Here is an 18,797-nt window from a genome sequence, read left to right on the forward strand (position 1 = left end):
ATTAAAAAAGGCTTTACTTTAGTGATTGTAACAAACTAAGTTAGCTGTTGCGATAAATTGTCCAAAGAAAAAGTTTCCAAAAGAGCTTTTTCCAAGGGATGTTAACGCTCTTTTCAGGTCAGGAATTTTGGAGCTGCTCAATTTCCTGGTCTGTCATTCTTTCCCGCCAGATGGTTGCTCCCATGTTCGTCAGCTTCTCTTCAAGCTTACTGTATCCGCGTTCGATATGCTCAAGTCCTGTGATTTCCGTGACTCCATCTGCCAGCAGTCCCGCTGCAACTAGAGCTGCGCCAGCACGCAGATCGCTTGCTTTTACTTTCGCTCCCTGCAGCTTGCTAGGACCTGATACAATGGCAGAACGGCCTTCCACTTTTATACTGGCATCCATTCTTCTAAGCTCATCAATATGCTTAAAGCGGGCTGAATAAATCGTATCGGTTACTACGCTTGTCCCGATTGCCTTCGTCAAAAGAGACGTAAACGGCTGCTGCAGATCGGTTGGGAATCCAGGGTAAACAAGAGTTTTAATATCAACAGGCTTAAGATCCTTCTGGCCTCCTACGATCCAGATCTGATCGTTGCTTGTTTCCACATGAATGCCCATTTCCCTTAGTTTTGCGATAAGCGACTCAAGATGAAGCGGGATCACATTATCAATCAGCACCTCCTTGCCCATTGCTGCACCGATAATCATGTAGGTGCCTGCTTCAATCCGGTCAGGAATAATGGTGTGGCGGCAGCCATGAAGCTCTTCCACTCCATCAATACGGATGACATCCGTACCAGCCCCCTTGATTCTTGCGCCCATACTTGACAAGAGTGTTGCCACATCGACAATTTCCGGTTCTTTTGCAGCATTCTCAATAACTGTCTGCCCTTTTGCTAGAACAGCAGCAAGCATAATATTAATGGTTGCTCCTACACTGACAACATCCAAATAGATTCTTGCACCTTTTAATTCGTCAGCGCGCAGATAAATGGCACCCTGCTCATTCGTAACCTGTGCACCAAGCGCTTCGAATCCTTTAATGTGCTGGTCTATCGGGCGAGGGCCTAAATGGCAGCCTCCTGGAAGGCCAATAACCGCTTTCTTAAAACGTCCGAGCATAGCACCCATTAAGTAATAAGAGGCGCGCAATTTTTTCACTTTTCCGCTTGGAAGCGGCATGGAGATCATCTCTTCTGGATTAACGATGATTTCACCATTTTCCAAAGCAGCTTTTCCTCCAATTTCCTCTAAAAGATCTTTCAGAATATGGACATCTGAAATATCAGGCAATCCTTCAATTGTTACTTGTGAATTTGCAAGGATTGTAGCTGGTATAAGCGCGACTGCACTATTTTTGGCACCGCTAATGTTGACGGATCCTTTTAACAGCTCACTGCCCGCTATTTTTAACTTTTCCATGGTGGTTCCCCTTCCCAAGAAGTTGATCATTGAACGACAGGTGATTTGGAATGGTTAAAAAATATCCCTTTTCAACAAATATTTTCCATAATCCGGAAAAAGAATACAAGTTAATTTATATTTTAGAAGCTGTTAAGCGAAGATTGTTTTACTTGAGGGCTTTTTGACGTTTTAGCTAACAGCTTTCATAAAAAGTTCCCAGTATCTTCGCTTCTGGTTTCAGGTTTACATTTCGAATACCTTTTTCTATTGTAAGACACTTTTCACTGAACCTCAAACGATCCATCTGCCAAAAGCAGGAACCAAACGATCTAAATGGCAAGCCGAAGCTTGCCATTTCAGAAAGATTCAGGACCGTTTGTTCCAGTCTGCCAGAAACTTTTCAATTCCCTGATCTGTCAGAGGATGATTAAAAAGCTGCTGGATGACTTTCAGCGGCATGGTAGCGATATGCGCACCCCTTATCGCTGCTTCCGTCACATGCATGGGATGCCTGATGGAGGCAGCAATGATTTCCGTTTCAATTCCGTGAATATCAAAAATTTGTGCAATCGTTGAGATGAGTTCAAGCCCATCTTGTCCAATATCGTCAAGCCGCCCAAGAAATGGCGAAACATAGGTAGCACCTGCTCTCGCAGCAAGCAGCGCCTGATTCGCATTGAAAATAAGGGTTACATTTGTTTTGATCCCAAGCTCTGAAAATACCTTTACTGCTTTAAGCCCTTCAGGTGTCATAGGGACTTTAACGGTAATGTTTGGTGCGATTTCTGCGAGTTCCCTTCCCTCTTCAATCATCTCCTGAGACTTCAGTGAAACGACTTCTGCACTGACAGAACCTTTTACAAGGTTCGTAATTTCTTTTAACCGATCATGAAATGATATATTTTCCTTGGCTACTAAACTAGGATTTGTTGTGACACCAGAAAGTACTCCCAAAGCCTCTGCTTCCCTGATTTCGTCAATATTTGCCGTATCAATGAAAAAAAGCATTTGTTTGTTCCTCCTAAGGTTTCTGAATTATATGCCTTTTGGTATCGCTTACTTCACTTCATGATGAGAAACCGCCCGTTCAAAAGGCGGCTTCTTCACTTTTATGGATTAGTTCGCTTTTCCAGCAGAACCAAATTCGCGCATTTTGGCTTTAACAGTTTCCTTGATTGCATCGCGTGCAGGTCCAAGGTATTTACGCGGATCGTATTCTTCGGGTTTTGCAGAAAGTGTTTCACGAACTGCTTTGGCAGAAGAAATTTGGTTTTCTGTGTTAACGTTGATTTTAGCAGTTCCGAAAGAGATTGCTTTTTGGATATCTTTCGTCGGAATTCCTGTACCGCCGTGAAGCACTAGAGGAAGACCTGTAGCTGCGCCAATCTCTTCCATTTCTTTGAATCCAAGATTCGGTTCGCCTTTGTAAGGACCATGAACAGAACCAAGGGCTGGAGCTAATGTGTCGATGCCAGTACGCTCAACAAGCTCTTGGCACTCTTTAGGATCAGCATAGATTACACCTTCAGCGATTACATCGTCTTCCTGTCCGCCAACTGTACCAAGCTCAGCTTCAACAGAAATACCGTGGAAATGAGCAAGCTCAACCACTTTGGAAGTGATTTCGATGTTTTCTTCGAACGGATGGTGAGAAGCATCGATCATTACAGATGTGAAACCTGCATGAATGGCTTTTGCACAAGATTCGTAGCTTGAACCGTGGTCAAGGTGAATCGCTACAGGAACAGTCACTTTGTACTCTTCCATAAGAGCTCCAACCATTGCTACAACTGTTTTGAATCCGCCCATGTAACGGCCTGCGCCTTCAGAAACCCCAAGAATAACTGGTGAGTTTTCTTCCTGTGCAGCTTGCAGAATCGCTTGAGTGAACTCAAGGTTGTTCAGGTTAAATTGTCCAACAGCGTAGCCTTCGCTTTTCGCTTTGTTGAGCATTTCTGTCATTGATACTAAAGGCATATCGAAAATCCTCCTTGTTTTGGGCTTGCATTCTACCCTTTTGCATAGCAGACAAAGAATAGAATAACCAAATAATCCTTTTTATGTAGCACAAGAATGATACATTTCTTTATTCAACATAAGCATACCAAGTTCTAGCAGAATCAGCAACATTTCGACAGTTGTCAGAATATTTAAAAGAAACGTCAGTTAGAGCGGATTGGAAGATACTTTTTGACAGCAGCACGGATCTCGTCAATATCAAATGGCTTGGCGAAATGCGTAAGCGCCCCAAGGTCCTTCGCTTCCTGAATCATATCAAGTTCCCCATAAGCAGTCATTATAATAACTCGGATGTCCGCATCAATTACTTTCATCCTTTTAAGGATTTCTATTCCATCCATTCCAGGAATTTTCATATCAAGAAGAACAAGGTCGGGTGAATGCTGTTCTACTATTTCTAGCGCCTGAAATCCGCTTGCAGCCTGAAAAGTCTGATACCCTTCCTTGTGAAAAACTTCATTCAACAAAATTCTGATTCCATATTGATCATCAACAATTAAAATTTTCTCATTCAGCATAATCGACACCTCTTCGCGTATTTTCCAATGGCTCTCCAGTTATCTATCCTAATTATTCTTTTTGGCATGACCAATTTCCTGCACAAACGGCGACAACTTCTTCGACAATTTCTGCATTACTTTTCTTCAATACCGCTTTTTCGTATAATAGAGGATACCATTTCAGATAGATAAAGGAGAAAGCCCGTGCTTAAAATCTTTACAACACAGCTGACCGGACACTTTAACCGAATAGCCCAACAAGAAGAATTAACGATAGAAGACGGCGCTCGCCTTTTGGCTCAGGCTGCCGTTGGCGATGGTACCATCTACCTTCATGGGTTTGATGAATTAAAAGCCGTGCTGGCAGAAGCCTTACTAAGCCAAGAGCCTATTCCCAACGGCAAACCTCTTTTCAATGAGGAAGGAAAAATGGCAGAGTTAACTGACGCCGACCGCATCCTGATCTTTTCCCGTTTTTCCAATGATAAAAAAGCTCTTTCTCTAGCAAAAAAGCTGCAGACAAAGCAAATTCCTTTTGTCGCCGTTTCTGCATTCATGAAAGAAGCAGAGGAAAACACCAGCGACTATGCCGATGTTTATATTGATTCCAAATTAAAAAAGCCTCTTATCCCAGCAGAGGATGGAAGCAGATACGGTTTTCCTGCAATTATGACAGCATTGTATGCTTACTATGCCTTGAGACTTACTTTGAAGGAAATTCTGGATGAGTATGATGAGGATGAACTCTAGTCCTATTTTGATATGGAATTTTGAAAGAGGATTTTTGTTAATAGCTCTTTTCGCTTCGATTAATGCGATTCGTATAAGTTTTGCAAACGAATGAGACTCTCTTCGGTGCATCTTTTCTTGAAATTCCTGCCTAATTGACAAGTATTTTCAAGTTATAGAGACGATAAAGCAACAAAGTTTAGGAAAAGAGACTTGTCAACTTGGCTGGTTTTTGATATGGGATTGGGGTTAGAAAGGGAGTTTGAGCAGCTAAATAGGCGGCTGATGAGAATTTTCATGTGCTTTTGATAGAGAATTTCGGCTTTATGAGCTGATACAGCGGTTTATGAGCGCGTACAGGAGTTTATGAGCGCTCACGAGTTTTTTATGAGCGGACACACAGATTTAAGAGCGCGTACGGTAATTTTTGAGCCCTCTCGCAAATTTAAGAGCGTTCAGCTGCTTTTATGAGCGAACTTCCAAATTTATGAGCGCTCTGAAACCTTTAAGAGGGAACTCTCAGTTTTTTGATCGCCCAACCGTTCAAAAGCGAACTCTCAGGTTTTTGAGCGCCAAGCCCTGCTAAAAAGCACACTCTCAGGTTTTATGAGTACTACCCGCTCCCACCCACATCGTATCCCATCAAAAAAATCCCTGGGGTTCAATCGAGGCCACTGAAAAAGTCTTTAAAGGATAACCTTTGTTAAATTGGCCGGTTGATTTCCTTTACAGGAGGCTTCGCTTTCCGCGGGGCGTGCAGTAAGCCTCCTAAGCCTCCGCAGCGCTAATGCGCCTGCGGGGTCTCACCTGTCCCGCTGATCCCGCAGTAGTCTCGCACCTTCCGTTTCAATCAGCCTAGTGCTATGAAACCAATAAACTTTAACCAGACTGCTAGAGGTCAAATCCCTTACTTTTAAAGGGATCTGGCTTTTTTATAATAGAGATAATCTATTCGAGTAGGGGTGGTTCCAATGATGGGGTCTGATTGGCATGGAAATGCAAGGAGCCATGGCCATATTTACCGTCTATCTAAAAAGAGTACTGAAGCTGGCGGGGGAAAAATAGGGTAAAAAAGAGAATTGAAAACATGAAAAAAGCCGTATTTATTCCAAATATATGGAATAAATACGGCTTTTTTGTATTTAGGCCTACCAGGAAATCAAAATCGGCAGATTTTCAGTGGCCTTGTTCAATCGCAGGGATTTTTCCTTACAATTTTTCAGCTGTTTTAAGAGAAGCGTGAATGAATTCACGGAATAGCGGCTGCGGACGAGTTGGTCTTGATGTGAATTCCGGGTGAAATTGGGAAGCCACAAACCAAGGGTGGTCCTTCAGCTCGATAATTTCAACGAGTCTTCCGTCAGGGCTTGTACCAGAGAAGATAAACCCGGCATCTTCCATTTGCTGGCGGAACTCGTTGTTGAATTCATAACGATGACGGTGGCGCTCATAGATGACTTCATCCTGATAAGCTTCGTAAGCTTTTGAGTTCTCATCAAGCTTACATGGGTAAAGACCAAGACGAAGAGTTCCTCCTAGGTCTTCTACATCCTTTTGTTCAGGCAGAAGATCGATAACCGGATACGGAGAAGCCGGGTCAATCTCTGAAGAGTGAGCACCTTTAAGCCCGAGAACATTGCGGGCATATTCAATGGAAGCCACTTGCATGCCGAGGCAGATTCCAAGGAATGGCACTTTGTGTTCACGCGCATATTTAACCGCGATGATTTTACCTTCGATACCGCGGTCACCGAAACCGCCAGGAATCAGAATGCCGTCAGTATCAGCAAGCATCGTTTGAACGTTATCGTCAGTTACATGCTCAGCATTGATCCATTTGATATCAATGTCAGCATCGTAAGCATAACCTGCATGTCGCAATGCTTCGACAACAGAGATATACGCATCCTGGAGTTCAACATATTTTCCGACCATGGCAATGCGAGTTGTAGAAGAAAGGTTTGTCACTTTATGAACAAGCTCTTTCCATTCTGTCATGTCTGCTTCAGGGCAATCCAGCTTCAAGTGCTCGCATACGATTTGATCGAATGATTGAGCTTGAAGAGCAAGCGGTACAGAGTAGAGGGTATCAGCATCTGTTGCTTCAATAACGGCACGTTCATCTATATCACAGAATAAGGCAATTTTGTCTTTCATATCCTGTGAAATGGGCGCTTCTGTACGTACAACGATGACGTTTGGCTGAATGCCGAGGCTTCTCAATTCTTTTACACTATGCTGGGTTGGTTTGGTTTTCATTTCTCCAGCAGCTTTCAGGTAAGGAACAAGTGTACAGTGGATGTACATAACATTGTCTCTGCCGATATCACTTTTGATTTGGCGGATTGCTTCAAGGAAAGGAAGGGATTCGATGTCCCCTACTGTTCCGCCGATTTCTGTGATAACGACATCAGCGTTTGTTTCTCTTCCAGAACGGAAAACGCGTTCTTTGATTTCGTTTGTGATGTGGGGAATGACTTGAACCGTTCCGCCAAGGTAGTCTCCGCGGCGTTCTTTTTTCAGTACTGTGGAATAAATTTTTCCTGTCGTGACATTGCTCAATTTTGTTAAATTGATGTCAATGAATCGTTCGTAGTGGCCTAAATCCAGATCCGTTTCCGCGCCGTCGCCTGTAACGAACACTTCACCGTGCTGGTATGGGCTCATGGTTCCCGGGTCAACGTTAATGTATGGATCAAATTTCTGAATGGTGACGCTTAAGCCTCTGTTTTTCAGCAAACGGCCTAGAGAGGCTGCTGTGATGCCTTTTCCGAGCGATGAAACCACACCGCCGGTTACGAAAATATACTTTGTCATTTGATGCTTTTCCCCCTCGAATTTATGGATGTATATATTGTGCGCCAAAGCGTAATAAAACATTTTCCGCCAAAAAAGAAAGGTTTTATACTGCGGCATAATAGATAGTATGGATGCACTCTTATGGATTGTAGTTCAGCATGAAAACTGCTATTTCAGCAGAAAAAATAAAAAAAGCAATAAATAAGAAAGCTCCCTTCCAAATCAATTCAGAAGGGAGCTGATAATTATTCATGAAAGAACAATGTCTCAATTAAAGAGCCCAAATAAAATACTACCTACTGTCCTTCAGAAAGTCAAGCTGATTTTCATGATTAGAAGAAACAGTCCTGAAGACCGATATTCATCTAAAAAAGGTGCCTTATTGCATAAAAAGGCACCTCATTCACAAACTTGCGAACCAGGTGCCCTGTTGAATTATTTAGATTTCTCATCTTCATCGAGGTCTTCATCATCTTCCTCGTCGTCATCCGTGTCTAGATCTTCGTCAAGATCGAATTCTTCTTCTGCAAGATCCTCATCTTCTTCATCTGCATCATCAGCGTCAATGTCATCTTCGGCTTCTTCTTCAGCATCATCATCGAAGTCATCAAGTTCATCGAAGTCAAGATCTTCTTCCACTTCATCGAAATCTTCTTCGTCAAGTTCCTCTTTAGCAGCTGCTTTTTTGCCTTTTTTCTTCTTAGGCTTTACAGTCGGGGCAATATCTTCTTCGATTTGGTCATATGGATACCATTTGCGAAGACCCCACATAGCATCTTGAAGGGCAAGGAATCTGCCGTCAATGTTTAGATCAGTATAAAACTGAGCAATTTTTTCTTCAACCTGCTTGTCAGTTAACTCAAGCATACTTTTAATTTCTTCCAAAAGCTCCTTGAATGTTACAGGCTGCTTTTTTTCTGTTAATAAATCAAAAGCCAATTCTACCATTGCCATCTCTTTTATTTGTTCAGGCGAGTATTTTGTCAGGCTCACACCAGGCACTCCCTTTCAATAATCTTTCATGATCTGAAACCTTGCACAATTGCTCAAGCCGTATTGGCTAAAACCTTATGTATAAAGGCTCTTTCACTTTATGTTTGGCTGTTTTTCTTATTAGTTCATAAAATGCAGTCAGACTAGCTTCTGGGATCTTCTCTTAATAAGAAAATATACCTTTTAGAAGCCAGAAATGAGAGCAAATATCAACAAGGTTTGAGAAAAGAGCCTTATGTTTTCACGGAATAAGATTGCTAGAGCTTAGAGGGCATGCTTATCCCTATATTTAATAACCTGCAGTCATACCATTCATTATAAACAATTTCCAGCACTTTATGCTACCATATTTTTTCGGGTAAACCAACTGTTCCATTATGTTTGCCTTTTCGATGGAAGAAAAAGCAGCGCCAGCGTATTGCCGGCGCCTCACTTTCTACTAATCACTATATTATTACCCGCGGTTCGATTTGATTTTGTCGAAATTGTTTTGAAGCTGTTCGAGGCGGACCCGGCCTTCATCTCTGATCCGTTTGTTATCATCCTCGATTGCTTTTGTTTCCTGCATGCCTTTTAAAATAATATTCCATGTTTCTTCAATAGTCTCAATTTTAATGCTCGGGCTGCCGGCCATTCTCGCAATATCAACGCTTTGCTGAGAAATGTTTTGCGCATTCCGGATAAGCATTTCATTCGTCCGTTTTTCTAGCTCATTCATAGAATCAGCGACAAGCTTCTGTCTTTTGGCTGCAATGGCATTGATTAAGCCTGTTTTAAAAATCGGAATGGTCGTCACAAATGCCGAATTGATTTTACCGATAAGCTTTGTGTTCCCCCGCTGCAAAAGACGGATTTGCGGTGCAGACTGATACGCAACCTGTTTTGCAAGTTCAAGGTCATAGACCCGCTGTTCCAAGAGCTCTGTTGCATTTTTGAGAGAGTCAAGCTCCATGTTTTTCAGCTGATCGCCGTTTGCTGCCTGGCTTTCTATAACCGGAATTTTAGACTTCAATTCCTCGAGTTTCAGTTCACCCGCGACAACATGCTTTTCAAGCTCCAAATAGTATTGAAAGTTTTGTTCATACAGCTGTTCAAGCGTGTTGGTTGACCTCTTCATTTCATCTTCGTACTTTACAATTTCCACATACACTTTATCTATTTCAGAACCCATCGTCTGGTATTTGGACATTAACTTTTCAACAAGCTTTTGGCCTTTATTAAACCATTTGGACATAAACCCTTTTTGCTCCGTGAAATCTTTCGGATCGAAGCGGTCCATGATTTTTCCAAGATGCTTCAGCAAAGCACTCGATTCTTCCATGCTGCTCGATTTGATCGTATCGAGAATTCGCCCTGAAAAAGCAGAAATTTCGTTAGCCGGTTCTCTTCCGTATTCTAAGATAGCTACCTGATCTCTGTGGTCTATTTTTTCTGCCAGCTGCTGAACATTGGGCTCTTTTTTAAGTCTTTCTTTAAGATCAGACCGCCCTCTTTCCAGTATTTCTTCTGCTTGGTCAGGCTGAACGTTATTTAATGCTGTGAGATTGTTCATTTCCTGGTCCCTCCCTATATGGTTAGCTGATTAAAATATTCTTCTGATAAATTTCTGCAAAAGTGTCGGTTCTCTGTAAAGCTCGCTGTGATTCATCTCATCGAGCCAATGGATATCAAAGGATTTTTCATCAATAAATTCTTCAATGTCCATATAGCCTGCTGGATTAAATATAACGATATCCAGCCCCAATTCGTTCAGCAAAAGCAGCATAGCTGAATCTGATCTCGACAGTTTGCCGCTGTTTTCATTGTTGTAAAGAATGATTCTAGGCACATACTGTGCATAATCAAAATTCTGGAGCAAATTAATGATAGACTGCGGTATTTCCATTGCATGATTAAACAGAAAATAATGCAGCCCTTTTTCGCTTTCCCCATCCAGCCGTTTCAGCCGCGGATTGGCAATATAATTTGAAATGGCCGAAGCAATAGTATGCTGAAGACCCGAAGGCAGCATTCTATATTTCCACCAGCTGCTAGCCATCATTTTTTCAGGATCAAGCCGATTTTCCTTGTTTAAGGCGTCTTTGAAATGAAATTGAGGATTCCCTTTTACTGGCCTTGTAAAAGGAAAATGGCGAATCACAAGAGAGAGCTCAAATTCTCTCAGTTCCTCAAGTTTTGCCCAATAGGCTTTTCTATTTTTTGAAATACCCATGATTTTCGAAAAAATCGCTGGAATATGAACCGTTTTGTTGCTCACTTCAAAATTCGGCCGCAGGAAGGCTTGTTCTTTTATTAGCAGAAAAAGCTCATCATATGTTGTTTTCAGTGTTATTGAAGTGGTGCTATAGTTCCTGAACTGCCATGGCTTGTACAGCATGGAGTCATCGGAATGCAGGACCTGTTCCATTTCTTTCGTTGCTTTATAGGCAACCGTTGATTTCCTTTTTGGCCGCTCCTTAGGAAATGGGATCAGCTCATGCGTTCCGGGAAACCGGATAGCTGAACCCGCCTTTTGTTCCGGATCTGCTTCAGGCAAAACATCATCTCCTTCCGGATGGATAAGGATCAGATCACAGCCGAAAACAAACAGCAAGTAGAGAAAGTACTGCTCACTTACCGAGGCAGAACCGTACCACATGACTCTCGGAATTTCGCCATTATCTTTAGCAATCCAGCCATAAAGATGATTCCATGTCCATTTTACCAAATCCACTATAACTCTTCGAAACTGGTTATTCGAAAGGCCATCTGGATGGGAAGAAGCAAAATGATTCAGCACGCTGATAAAAGAAGAGCGAAGATGGCGGTTTAAGCCTGGATCTTCTAGGGCCGGCAGTAAAGAATCCCGATCCATAAAAGCAACAAACCGATTAATGGAGAGCTTTTCCTTACCATGTATCAGAAGCAAATTCTGGATTGCCTGGAATTTTTCCTGCTGAATTTCTTTATTCAAAATTTCGCTTAATGGGTAGATTGCCGGCTGCTCCTGATGAGCCATATCATAAAGCATTTGAAAATATTCATCTTCCGCATATGGAACGCCCAAAAGCCTGACTGCCGTATGCGGAATGACGATTTCAGCTGAGTTTGAAATATACCCTTCTCTCGCAGTTAAAGGTGTATTAATGAAGCTCGCCCAATTCGTTTCTTCAACTGTTACAGGCTTTGTTTTCAATTCCGGATGCATCGGCAGCCCTCCTCTTAAGTGTATTGTCTATGTCTTATGACCCAGGCTGTTTCCGCGAAAAATTAGAAAGCTTTGTAAATCGGCGAGACGGAAAAAAAGCCTTTTAAATACTATCAGAATTTATATCATTTTTAACTCAGTTTTGCCCACTGAATCTAGCTCAAGACGCCTTGCGCTTTGCTTAAAAGAAAAGAAGTATGAATTTCTAGTTTGATTTTTCCAGCTCCAGCGCCTAGCCCGATCTGAGGTCATAAACCGTTCATCCAAAGAGGGAAAACCGCCTTTCTCCGGTTGACCGTCTTATGCTTGCCTTAGGCTGAACAAGGCGCTTGCGCATTTTTTATTAAGCCAGCAGCCCTGTTTTACTTAATTTCAACACGGATTCGAGGATTTCCTCCGAAGCCAGTATGCCATTTTTTTCTGTCTTCATAATGTGACCCTGCAAAGGAACTTCGCCAGTCCCAAGTTCTCCGTGCAGCGGACAAAACGCATGATGTGCCCCTTCAAGCATGCATAAATCAAGCAGGGAATCTCCTGCTGTTATCACTTTTTCACTATTCAGCCGTTCGCATACATGAAGGAGAGCATTCCACTTGTTCACAGGCCTTGGCACAAAGTAAAGTTTTCTTCCCTGAAGAGAATATGTCCACCCCTGTTTCTCAAGCCATGAAGTGAATTTAGCCAGCTCTTTCGGAGGAATCTTGCTCCGTTCAATGATATAGTAGAGAAACAGCGATTCTGCATTGCGTTTTTTTATCACCCATTCTTCTGATGCCAGTTTATCAAACCCTGCTGCTATTTCTTCGATCGGAGCACATTGAGTGTCCATAAGATCCTTTAATTTTCTGTTCCACTCTTCATCAGCTCTGCCGTTTTCAAGAATGTTCCCGCCGTTGCTCGTGATGGCAAATCGGGGAATAATGGTTTCCTGAAAGATTGATATCCTCTGATATTGCTCAACGGTCCGTGTTGTAACAGGCACAAATACGAAAGATGCGGCAACCTCCTTCAGAAGATTGATTGCTTTATTAGTCATAAAAGAAATTTCTTTGCCCTCAAGCGTTTCAATCAGCTGGATGTCCGTTTCAGCAATCTCACCCCTGAAGGATTTTCTTGAATAAATAAGGGTCTGATCCAAGTCACTTGCAAAAAGCATGTTGAAATCCTCCTATTTTAAGGGCTTAATCAAGCCGCAGCACGTATAAGACATATCAGGATATTCCTCGACAGGGACCTCTTTTTCTTTTGCCAAAAGCAGGACATGAGCAAGCTCAGGATTAGAAACATCCTTCACAAGAACCTTCCACGGCACTCTTCTCAAAAGAACCCTCGTCGTCTCTCCCACACCCGGTTTAATGTGGTGCATGTTTTCAATCCCAAATTCCTTCTGCATTCTTTCTATTTCTCTAATGCCGCGAAAGTCAGGCTTTTCCTCAACAGATTTTGCTGATTCAAGCTTTCTCGCAATCTCTTCGCCAGCTTTCTGAAACTGCTGGGTAATCCGGTCAATGAAATGGTTGGAAACATCTTCATCTATTAATTCATTATAATACTTTGCTCCATGGAAATCATTGGGTTTGATCCATTTTTCATTCAAAACCGTTCTGCTGACAAGACCCGAAACGGTAGAATTCAGGCAGGCACTCGGAATAAGAAAATCCTCGTGCGTTCCGAGAATAGAGCAGCAGTAGCCCGGATCAGCAAGGACGGCAAGCGAATCGTCAATCGCTGTTTGATAGGTTTGGTTAAAGCCTTCAACAGCTTCCTTTAGTTCGCGGGTAATGGCCCCTTTTCCTGTCCATCCGTCAATAAACTGGATGCCATATCCCTCATGATTGGCAAGGATGTATTTCATTGCTATTTCATCAATTCCCTTGCCTCTAATAATGGAAATGCTGTAATGAGGAAGGTTCAGCCTGTATTTATGTAAAATGTATCTTTTGATTAATATGCCTATTGGCGTGCCTGCTCGTGCCAGCGAAACAAGGACGGTCTTTTCACCCTTGTGCTCCAATATTTTCTCCGCTACAAAGCCGACTGCGACTGCCAGCTTCAGTTTGTATTTTTCAAGAGACTGATAATAAAGCTGCAAATATTCTTCGGAAGGCTTATACTCAACAGGAAGCATTTCAGAATAATGGCCGCCGGATTGAACGGCAATTTCCCGCTCCATTGTTGACTTCTCCAGTTCCTCTACATGGCTTAAATCTTTCAAAAGAAAAATCACGTCATCTTTCGAGTAACTCCCGAGCTTCCCAGGCTGCGGTAAGTGTTCCAATGTCATTTCCATCGATCGCACCGCCTTCATTTTGATTAAATAAGTTTAGTAGCTTTTTTGCTATTAAAAAAAACAAGATGGATTACCGGAAAGACTTTTTTCAGCTGCTGCAGCATTGGCCTAAGGCTTTCTTCAGCTGCCTCTCTTTCAAAAAACACAAAGACCTCATCGTATTGTCCAAGCTCGACGTTATAAAAGTGATGGAGGATGCTTTCGTCTTCAGGATTCGCGAACGGAAATGATGATTTCACCGCATAGCCCTCCAGATTAACAGGATGAATTGGACTTCTCGTCGTCGACTGATAGAATACTCCGTCGCCCATCTTTTGAGCTATTTTCATCGGCAAATACATGAATTCCCCTGTTCCAAGGCAAAGAGTCCGCATGCCTGTCCTGAAATCAGAAAGTTTTGCCCCTGCTTCAAAAGCTTTTCGTTCAGCCACAATCTGGTGATGGTCTCTCATTCCGAAGCGTCCCGTATAAAACAAGTACTCCTTTGCACCTTGAATCGCTTCATCGGAAAAATGCTCAAGAAAATGTTTATTTATCTCAGAGTCAAAGGCAAATGGATTTCCTTCTTCACAATGCAGATCCGTTACAGGCTGCCCTTCTAATTCCATCGTTCCTTGCAGAAGGGAAACGGTGTGAATCCTTATGCCAAGCCTTTGCTCTGCCTGGCGGAATTTCTCCTGGTTTTCTTCAGAACGCCAATCAAGGATCGAGATGACGGTATATTCTTTTCTTGGGTATGTATGCTGGATCGACTCAATAATATTCAGGGCTGTTTTACCTGTTGTCACTTCGTCATCAACTAATACAACCGGCTGCCCGGCATTAATGATTTCATCCTTTATATAGCATCTATGGGAAGTGGCATGGGAATGCTCTTCTTCAAAGTGGATAATCGACTCTACCCCTTCAATTTGTTCCCTTGTAGTGTGGAAAAAAGTGGCGTTTTGGAAGTTTTCAAACACAGCATGTCCGAGAGCTGTTGCTGTTTCAGCAAATCCGATAAAAACCGTTTCTTCCGGAAGGCGAATTTGAGAGGGCTTTATTTTCGGAAGTGCCATCCCGCTGTGCAAATTTTCCAGATTTTCATCCTTCTCAGGGCTGCTCATGCTATGGACAACTTCCATATAACGAAGAGCCAAAGCCTTTCCTGTTAGCAAAGCCCGTCCTGGGTCAACCGGAAGATGTTTACCCAGAATTTTGCTCACAAATAAAAAAGCTCTTTTTTTATTCATTCTGGCTGCCATTGAAAATAGGGTTTCAAGCGGAATAAAATAAGGGTTTTCGTTTACTTGAATACGAACCGAAAGATCCTCAAGAATATTAAATGTATGCGTGTTCTGCTGCTGTTTCACTGATGAGTTCAATAAATGATTGATTCTCATGGAACACCCCGTAAATTTTTGATTTCAGCATGATTTTTCTTGCCCAGTTATAGTGAGGCTTTATCTCATTCATCTTATTGGAAAATTCGCTTTTAATCACACCGTTGTAGGTATCTGCTTCTGCGAGAATGGAGGATGCATCCAAGTATTCTTCCATCGATATGCTGCCTAGAGCATTTACTAGCTTAATATGAGATGGATGAATAATGGTTTTCCCAACAAGGCCATTTGCATTGTCTAAAAGAATTTCATGAATAAGCCCATCATCATAGCGATGGATTAAATCCTTTCTCAAACGCAAGCCTTCATCTCCTGAAGCCTGCTGAAAAGGGGTCTGACGAAGCTGCGGTTTTAAAAAACGCGTGCGGCCGCCAAAGTATTCCCAGACTGGTCCTGAAATGACATATTCGTTATCGCTTCTGCCAAAAATATTGATGATATCCGTGATGCAGTCTCTAATGACAGAAATGTCATAAATGGTCGTTCCCCTGCTTCTTCGTATGCCGTATAGCCCTGAAAAATCTGTACCTCCGAGCCGGACATTGAGGACGAATTTCCGGTATTCATCAAGAACATATTTAATTTCAAGCAATTCCTCAAGCCTTGTTTCCCTGTAAATAACCTGGGAGGTTTCAAGGATTGGCATGCCATATAAGACCATTTCATTCTCATCAGCAATCGACCGTAATGCGAAAAAATAATCCCTCACATTGTACCTGTCCACCTTAGGGAAAATAAATCCCGTCAGCAATGAAAGATGCGGTCCGAATTTTTCTGCCAATCTTTTCATTTGGACAGGCTCCCTGACCCGCACAAAAATCAGCGGAAGATCATATTCGCTGAAACGGCCTCTTGTTATCTGTTCGTACAATTCGGTTAAATTGGCCGCAATATTGTTCTCTGCATCCAGCACTTCCCCGTCGCCAATGGAATCCTCCAGGCAAATAACCATTGACGTGAGGCCCTCATGCTTTCCATTCAGATATTTTCCTGATAGCACGTCTTTTGCGATCGTTTGCCTGCTTCCAGGCATATACAGGGCTGCACCCAAAGCATAGGAAAGCAGCTCTTTATCTGTCTCTTTGAAAAATTCAGCCGGTTCCAGAAAAAAGATTTCCTTGCGTTTTTTATTCGGCAGATAATGAAAATGTTTCACTCTTTATATCCCCCAATCCCCAAAATTCGTTTACGGTCATGCTTTCCTTAAAAATGGAAAATCGAGGTCTTTTTCCCTAAAAAAAGAATATTTAAACGTCCAGCCCATAATTTCTGCAAAGAGCAGCCAGCCCGCCAGAAAATCCGCTTCCAATTGCATTGAATTTCCAGTCTCCGTTATGCTTATAAAGCTCACATACAACAACGGCCGTTTCAATGGAAAAATCCTCCCCAAGGTCAAAACGAAGCACTTCTTCATCGTTATCCGCATTGACAATCCTTACGAATGCATTGGAAACCTGTCCGAAATTTTGTTTGCGCTGTTCAGCATCATGAATCGTTACAGTGATGCCGATTTTTTCAACATGAGCAGGAACGAGTTTAAAATCAATGATGATCTGTTCATCATCACCTTCTCCTTCACCTGTCCGGTTGTCACCTGTGTGTTCTACAGCACCAGTTGGGCTTTTCAAATTATTGTAGAAAATAAATTCCTCGTCATTTTGCACTTTTCCGTTCTTATCAGCAAGAAATGCAGAAGCATCCAAGTCAAAATCGAATCCTCCTGAATAAAGATTTGTATCCCAGCCAAGCCCTACAACAACTTTTGTCAGTCCCGGATTTGATTTTGTCAGATCAAGACGCTGCCCTTTAGATAATGTAATACCCATTTCTCCACCCCGTTTGCATAATTTTAATTAAATCGATTCGTGAAAATTCTTTTCTATCAGAAAAAGGTGCGCCATAATCAACGCACCTTCCATTTTCAGTTTTACGATTAAGCATTTAGGCCGTAGTCATTTACCAGGGACGCAAGACCGCCCTGGTAGCCGCTGCCGATTGCATTGAATTTCCATTCAGTGCCGTGGCGGTACAATTCCCCTACTACTACTGCTGTTTCAATGGAGAAGTCTTCTCCAAGGTCATAACGGATTAATTCTTCATTGCTTTCCTGGTTCAAGATGCGCACGTAAGCATTGGAAACCTGACCAAAGTTTTGGCTGCGGGCTTCTGCATCATGAATCGTAATAGCAAAAGAGATTTTTTGAATGTTTTGAGGAACGTCTTGAAGGTTTACAAGGACTTGTTCATCATCGCCTTCGCCTTCTCCAGTTCTGTTATCGCCGGTATGCTCTACAGAGCCATTTCCGCCCTTTAGGTTATTGTAGAAAACAAACTCAGCTTCTGTTGGGCATTTGCCGTTTTCATCAAGCAAAAATACAGAAGAATCAAGGTCGAAATCATTTCCTCCGTCATATTTATTTGTGTCCCATCCAAGTCCGACAGTTACTTTTGTTAATCCAGGATTACCTTTTGTTAAATCAACTTTTTGTCCTTTAGTTAGAGAAATAGCCATGCTTTATCGACTCCTTTTTATTTTAGGCTGTTTTCGCAGAGATTGTTGCTATCCGTAAAAGCTGTTATCACGCAATTAGTCTAGCTTCGGGGCATCTTTTCTTAAAATTCTTGCCTTATAGATATGGTTTGTTGAACTAAATATAGGGTCATGAGCAACAAAGTTTAAGAAAAGAGCCTTATTTTAATTGCTATCTATTATTTAGTTATCATTTTCTGCTAATTAAGCGTAGCGGCCTGCGATATCCCCGATCGAAGCATCAGAAGTGCCCTGGCCTACCGCTGCAAACTTCCACTCGTTGCCGTATCGGTAAATTTCCCCGGGAAATAGAGAGGTTAAACCTGAATAGTTATCTGTTAAATTAAAATGGGCCATCTCCATATTAGTGGAAGCATCCACTACACGGATAAATGCATTTTTAATCATACCGAAGTGCTGCTTTCTTTGAACTGCCTGGTAGATGTTCACCACGAATACCAGCTTATGTACATTTGCAGGCACTTTTTGAAGATCAACGCGGATTTGTTCATCGTCCCCTTCGCCCTGGCCAGTAAGGTTATCTCCTGAATGTCTTACACTGCCGCAGTGGCTTTGAAGGTTACCAAAATAAATAACACTTTTCTTATCCAGCAGACGGTCATTTTCATCAAGCATTAACACAGAAGCATCACAGTCAACATTCGAAGATTTTCCGCCAAGCAGTCCGCCAAGAAATCCTCCGCCGCCCTGCTGAACAGGATCCCAGCCGAGACCGACCATGATGGAATTCAGACTGCTGTTCCCCTTGGTCAAATCAATTTTCTGTCCTTTTTGCAATGAAATTGCCATTTGTTCACGCTCCTTTGCTTGTGATCGGGTTATGTACCAATTTCATAGTTCCTGTTTTTTGTCATTCCATTGGCCTGCCCATAAAATGCAAAAAATCTGACTATATAACTAATACTAACAACTATTCTGCAAAACTCAACTAATTCCTATCTGATCTCCCAAAAATCA

Annotated in this window: 16 protein-coding genes; 1 reads left to right on the plus strand and 15 read right to left on the minus strand. The window is 42.2% G+C overall.

The genetic code is table 11. The annotated features are described in order from the left end of the window. Nucleotides 1–118 precede the first annotated feature (118 nt). The 4 genes from murA to ACOT8F_RS09190 form a co-directional block, all read right to left on the minus strand. Nucleotides 119–1,408: a UDP-N-acetylglucosamine 1-carboxyvinyltransferase gene (gene murA, locus ACOT8F_RS09175; RefSeq protein ID WP_421651405.1), complete on the minus strand. Its 1,290-nt coding sequence runs from the start codon at nt 1,406–1,408 to the stop codon at nt 119–121. 348 nt (nt 1,409–1,756) lie between these two features. After that, entirely contained in the window at nt 1,757–2,398 is a 642-nt protein-coding gene (fsa, locus tag ACOT8F_RS09180) for a fructose-6-phosphate aldolase (protein WP_421651406.1), read from the minus strand. A 108-nt stretch (nt 2,399–2,506) separates the two neighbouring features. After that, nucleotides 2,507–3,367: a class II fructose-bisphosphate aldolase gene (locus ACOT8F_RS09185; RefSeq protein ID WP_421651407.1), complete on the minus strand. Its 861-nt coding sequence runs from the start codon at nt 3,365–3,367 to the stop codon at nt 2,507–2,509. Nucleotides 3,368–3,552: 185 nt separating this feature from the next. Then, the gene (locus ACOT8F_RS09190; RefSeq protein WP_421651408.1) at nt 3,553–3,927 is read right to left on the minus strand and encodes a response regulator; all 375 of its coding nucleotides are present in this window, start codon (nt 3,925–3,927) and stop codon (nt 3,553–3,555) included. 186 nt (nt 3,928–4,113) lie between these two features. Between ACOT8F_RS09190 and ACOT8F_RS09195 the strand changes: the two genes are divergently transcribed. Continuing rightward, nucleotides 4,114–4,659, plus strand: a complete 546-nt coding sequence (locus ACOT8F_RS09195; RefSeq protein ID WP_421651409.1) for a DUF2529 domain-containing protein — start codon at nt 4,114–4,116, stop codon at nt 4,657–4,659. A gap of 1,188 nt (nt 4,660–5,847) precedes the next feature. On the opposite strand, the gene pyrG is transcribed toward ACOT8F_RS09195, so the two are convergent. The 11 genes from pyrG to ACOT8F_RS09250 all read right to left on the minus strand — a co-directional run bounded on the left by pyrG (nt 5,848) and on the right by ACOT8F_RS09250 (nt 18,629). Then, nucleotides 5,848–7,455 (minus strand): CTP synthase, encoded by a 1,608-nt coding sequence (gene pyrG / locus ACOT8F_RS09200; RefSeq protein ID WP_421651410.1) that lies wholly within the window; start codon nt 7,453–7,455, stop codon nt 5,848–5,850. A gap of 417 nt (nt 7,456–7,872) precedes the next feature. Next, a complete protein-coding gene (rpoE, locus tag ACOT8F_RS09205) occupies nt 7,873–8,430 on the minus strand; it encodes a DNA-directed RNA polymerase subunit delta (protein ID WP_421651411.1) in 558 nt (185 codons plus the stop codon). A 454-nt stretch (nt 8,431–8,884) separates the two neighbouring features. Then, entirely contained in the window at nt 8,885–9,982 is a 1,098-nt protein-coding gene (locus tag ACOT8F_RS09210; RefSeq protein WP_421651412.1) for a toxic anion resistance protein, read from the minus strand. Between the two features lie 30 nt (nt 9,983–10,012). Next, nucleotides 10,013–11,617 (minus strand): YceG family protein, encoded by a 1,605-nt coding sequence (locus tag ACOT8F_RS09215; RefSeq protein ID WP_421651413.1) that lies wholly within the window; start codon nt 11,615–11,617, stop codon nt 10,013–10,015. Nucleotides 11,618–11,960: 343 nt separating this feature from the next. Next, nucleotides 11,961–12,773: an HAD family hydrolase gene (locus ACOT8F_RS09220; RefSeq protein ID WP_421651415.1), complete on the minus strand. Its 813-nt coding sequence runs from the start codon at nt 12,771–12,773 to the stop codon at nt 11,961–11,963. Between the two features lie 12 nt (nt 12,774–12,785). Next, nucleotides 12,786–13,907: a cysteine protease StiP family protein gene (locus ACOT8F_RS09225; protein WP_421651417.1), complete on the minus strand. Its 1,122-nt coding sequence runs from the start codon at nt 13,905–13,907 to the stop codon at nt 12,786–12,788. Nucleotides 13,908–13,930: 23 nt separating this feature from the next. Then, nucleotides 13,931–15,289, minus strand: a complete 1,359-nt coding sequence (locus ACOT8F_RS09230) for a phosphoribosyltransferase family protein (protein WP_421651418.1) — start codon at nt 15,287–15,289, stop codon at nt 13,931–13,933. Beyond that, nucleotides 15,228–16,445: an HpcH/HpaI aldolase/citrate lyase family protein gene (locus ACOT8F_RS09235; RefSeq protein ID WP_421651420.1), complete on the minus strand. Its 1,218-nt coding sequence runs from the start codon at nt 16,443–16,445 to the stop codon at nt 15,228–15,230. Before ACOT8F_RS09235 ends, ACOT8F_RS09230 begins: the two co-directional genes overlap by 62 nt. 91 nt (nt 16,446–16,536) lie before the next feature. Further along, nucleotides 16,537–17,115 (minus strand): TerD family protein, encoded by a 579-nt coding sequence (locus tag ACOT8F_RS09240; protein WP_421651421.1) that lies wholly within the window; start codon nt 17,113–17,115, stop codon nt 16,537–16,539. Between the two features lie 107 nt (nt 17,116–17,222). Further along, a complete protein-coding gene (locus tag ACOT8F_RS09245) occupies nt 17,223–17,801 on the minus strand; it encodes a TerD family protein (protein ID WP_421651422.1) in 579 nt (192 codons plus the stop codon). A 222-nt stretch (nt 17,802–18,023) separates the two neighbouring features. Then, nucleotides 18,024–18,629 (minus strand): TerD family protein, encoded by a 606-nt coding sequence (locus ACOT8F_RS09250; protein ID WP_421651423.1) that lies wholly within the window; start codon nt 18,627–18,629, stop codon nt 18,024–18,026. Nucleotides 18,630–18,797 lie beyond the last annotated feature (168 nt).

This window comes from Chryseobacillus diguaensis (assembly GCF_049220665.1).
Classification (GTDB): Bacteria; Bacillota; Bacilli; order Bacillales; family Bacillaceae; genus Metabacillus_B.

Excerpts from the sequence above, each read along its gene's own strand:
- ACOT8F_RS09225 (WP_421651417.1), bottom strand. The coding sequence starts at position 13,907 with ATGGAAATGACATTGGAACACTTACCGCAGCCTGGGAAGCTCGGGAGT.
- ACOT8F_RS09230 (WP_421651418.1), bottom strand. The coding sequence starts at position 15,289 with ATGAGAATCAATCATTTATTGAACTCATCAGTGAAACAGCAGCAGAAC.
- ACOT8F_RS09190 (WP_421651408.1), bottom strand. The coding sequence starts at position 3,927 with ATGCTGAATGAGAAAATTTTAATTGTTGATGATCAATATGGAATCAGA.
- ACOT8F_RS09220 (WP_421651415.1), bottom strand. The coding sequence starts at position 12,773 with ATGCTTTTTGCAAGTGACTTGGATCAGACCCTTATTTATTCAAGAAAA.
- ACOT8F_RS09185 (WP_421651407.1), bottom strand. The coding sequence starts at position 3,367 with ATGCCTTTAGTATCAATGACAGAAATGCTCAACAAAGCGAAAAGCGAA.
- fsa (WP_421651406.1), bottom strand. The coding sequence starts at position 2,398 with ATGCTTTTTTTCATTGATACGGCAAATATTGACGAAATCAGGGAAGCA.
- ACOT8F_RS09240 (WP_421651421.1), bottom strand. The coding sequence starts at position 17,115 with ATGGGTATTACATTATCTAAAGGGCAGCGTCTTGATCTGACAAAATCA.
- ACOT8F_RS09245 (WP_421651422.1), bottom strand. The coding sequence starts at position 17,801 with ATGGCTATTTCTCTAACTAAAGGACAAAAAGTTGATTTAACAAAAGGT.
- ACOT8F_RS09250 (WP_421651423.1), bottom strand. The coding sequence starts at position 18,629 with ATGGCAATTTCATTGCAAAAAGGACAGAAAATTGATTTGACCAAGGGG.
- pyrG (WP_421651410.1), bottom strand. The coding sequence starts at position 7,455 with ATGACAAAGTATATTTTCGTAACCGGCGGTGTGGTTTCATCGCTCGGA.
- ACOT8F_RS09215 (WP_421651413.1), bottom strand. The coding sequence starts at position 11,617 with ATGCATCCGGAATTGAAAACAAAGCCTGTAACAGTTGAAGAAACGAAT.
- ACOT8F_RS09210 (WP_421651412.1), bottom strand. The coding sequence starts at position 9,982 with ATGAACAATCTCACAGCATTAAATAACGTTCAGCCTGACCAAGCAGAA.
- murA (WP_421651405.1), bottom strand. The coding sequence starts at position 1,408 with ATGGAAAAGTTAAAAATAGCGGGCAGTGAGCTGTTAAAAGGATCCGTC.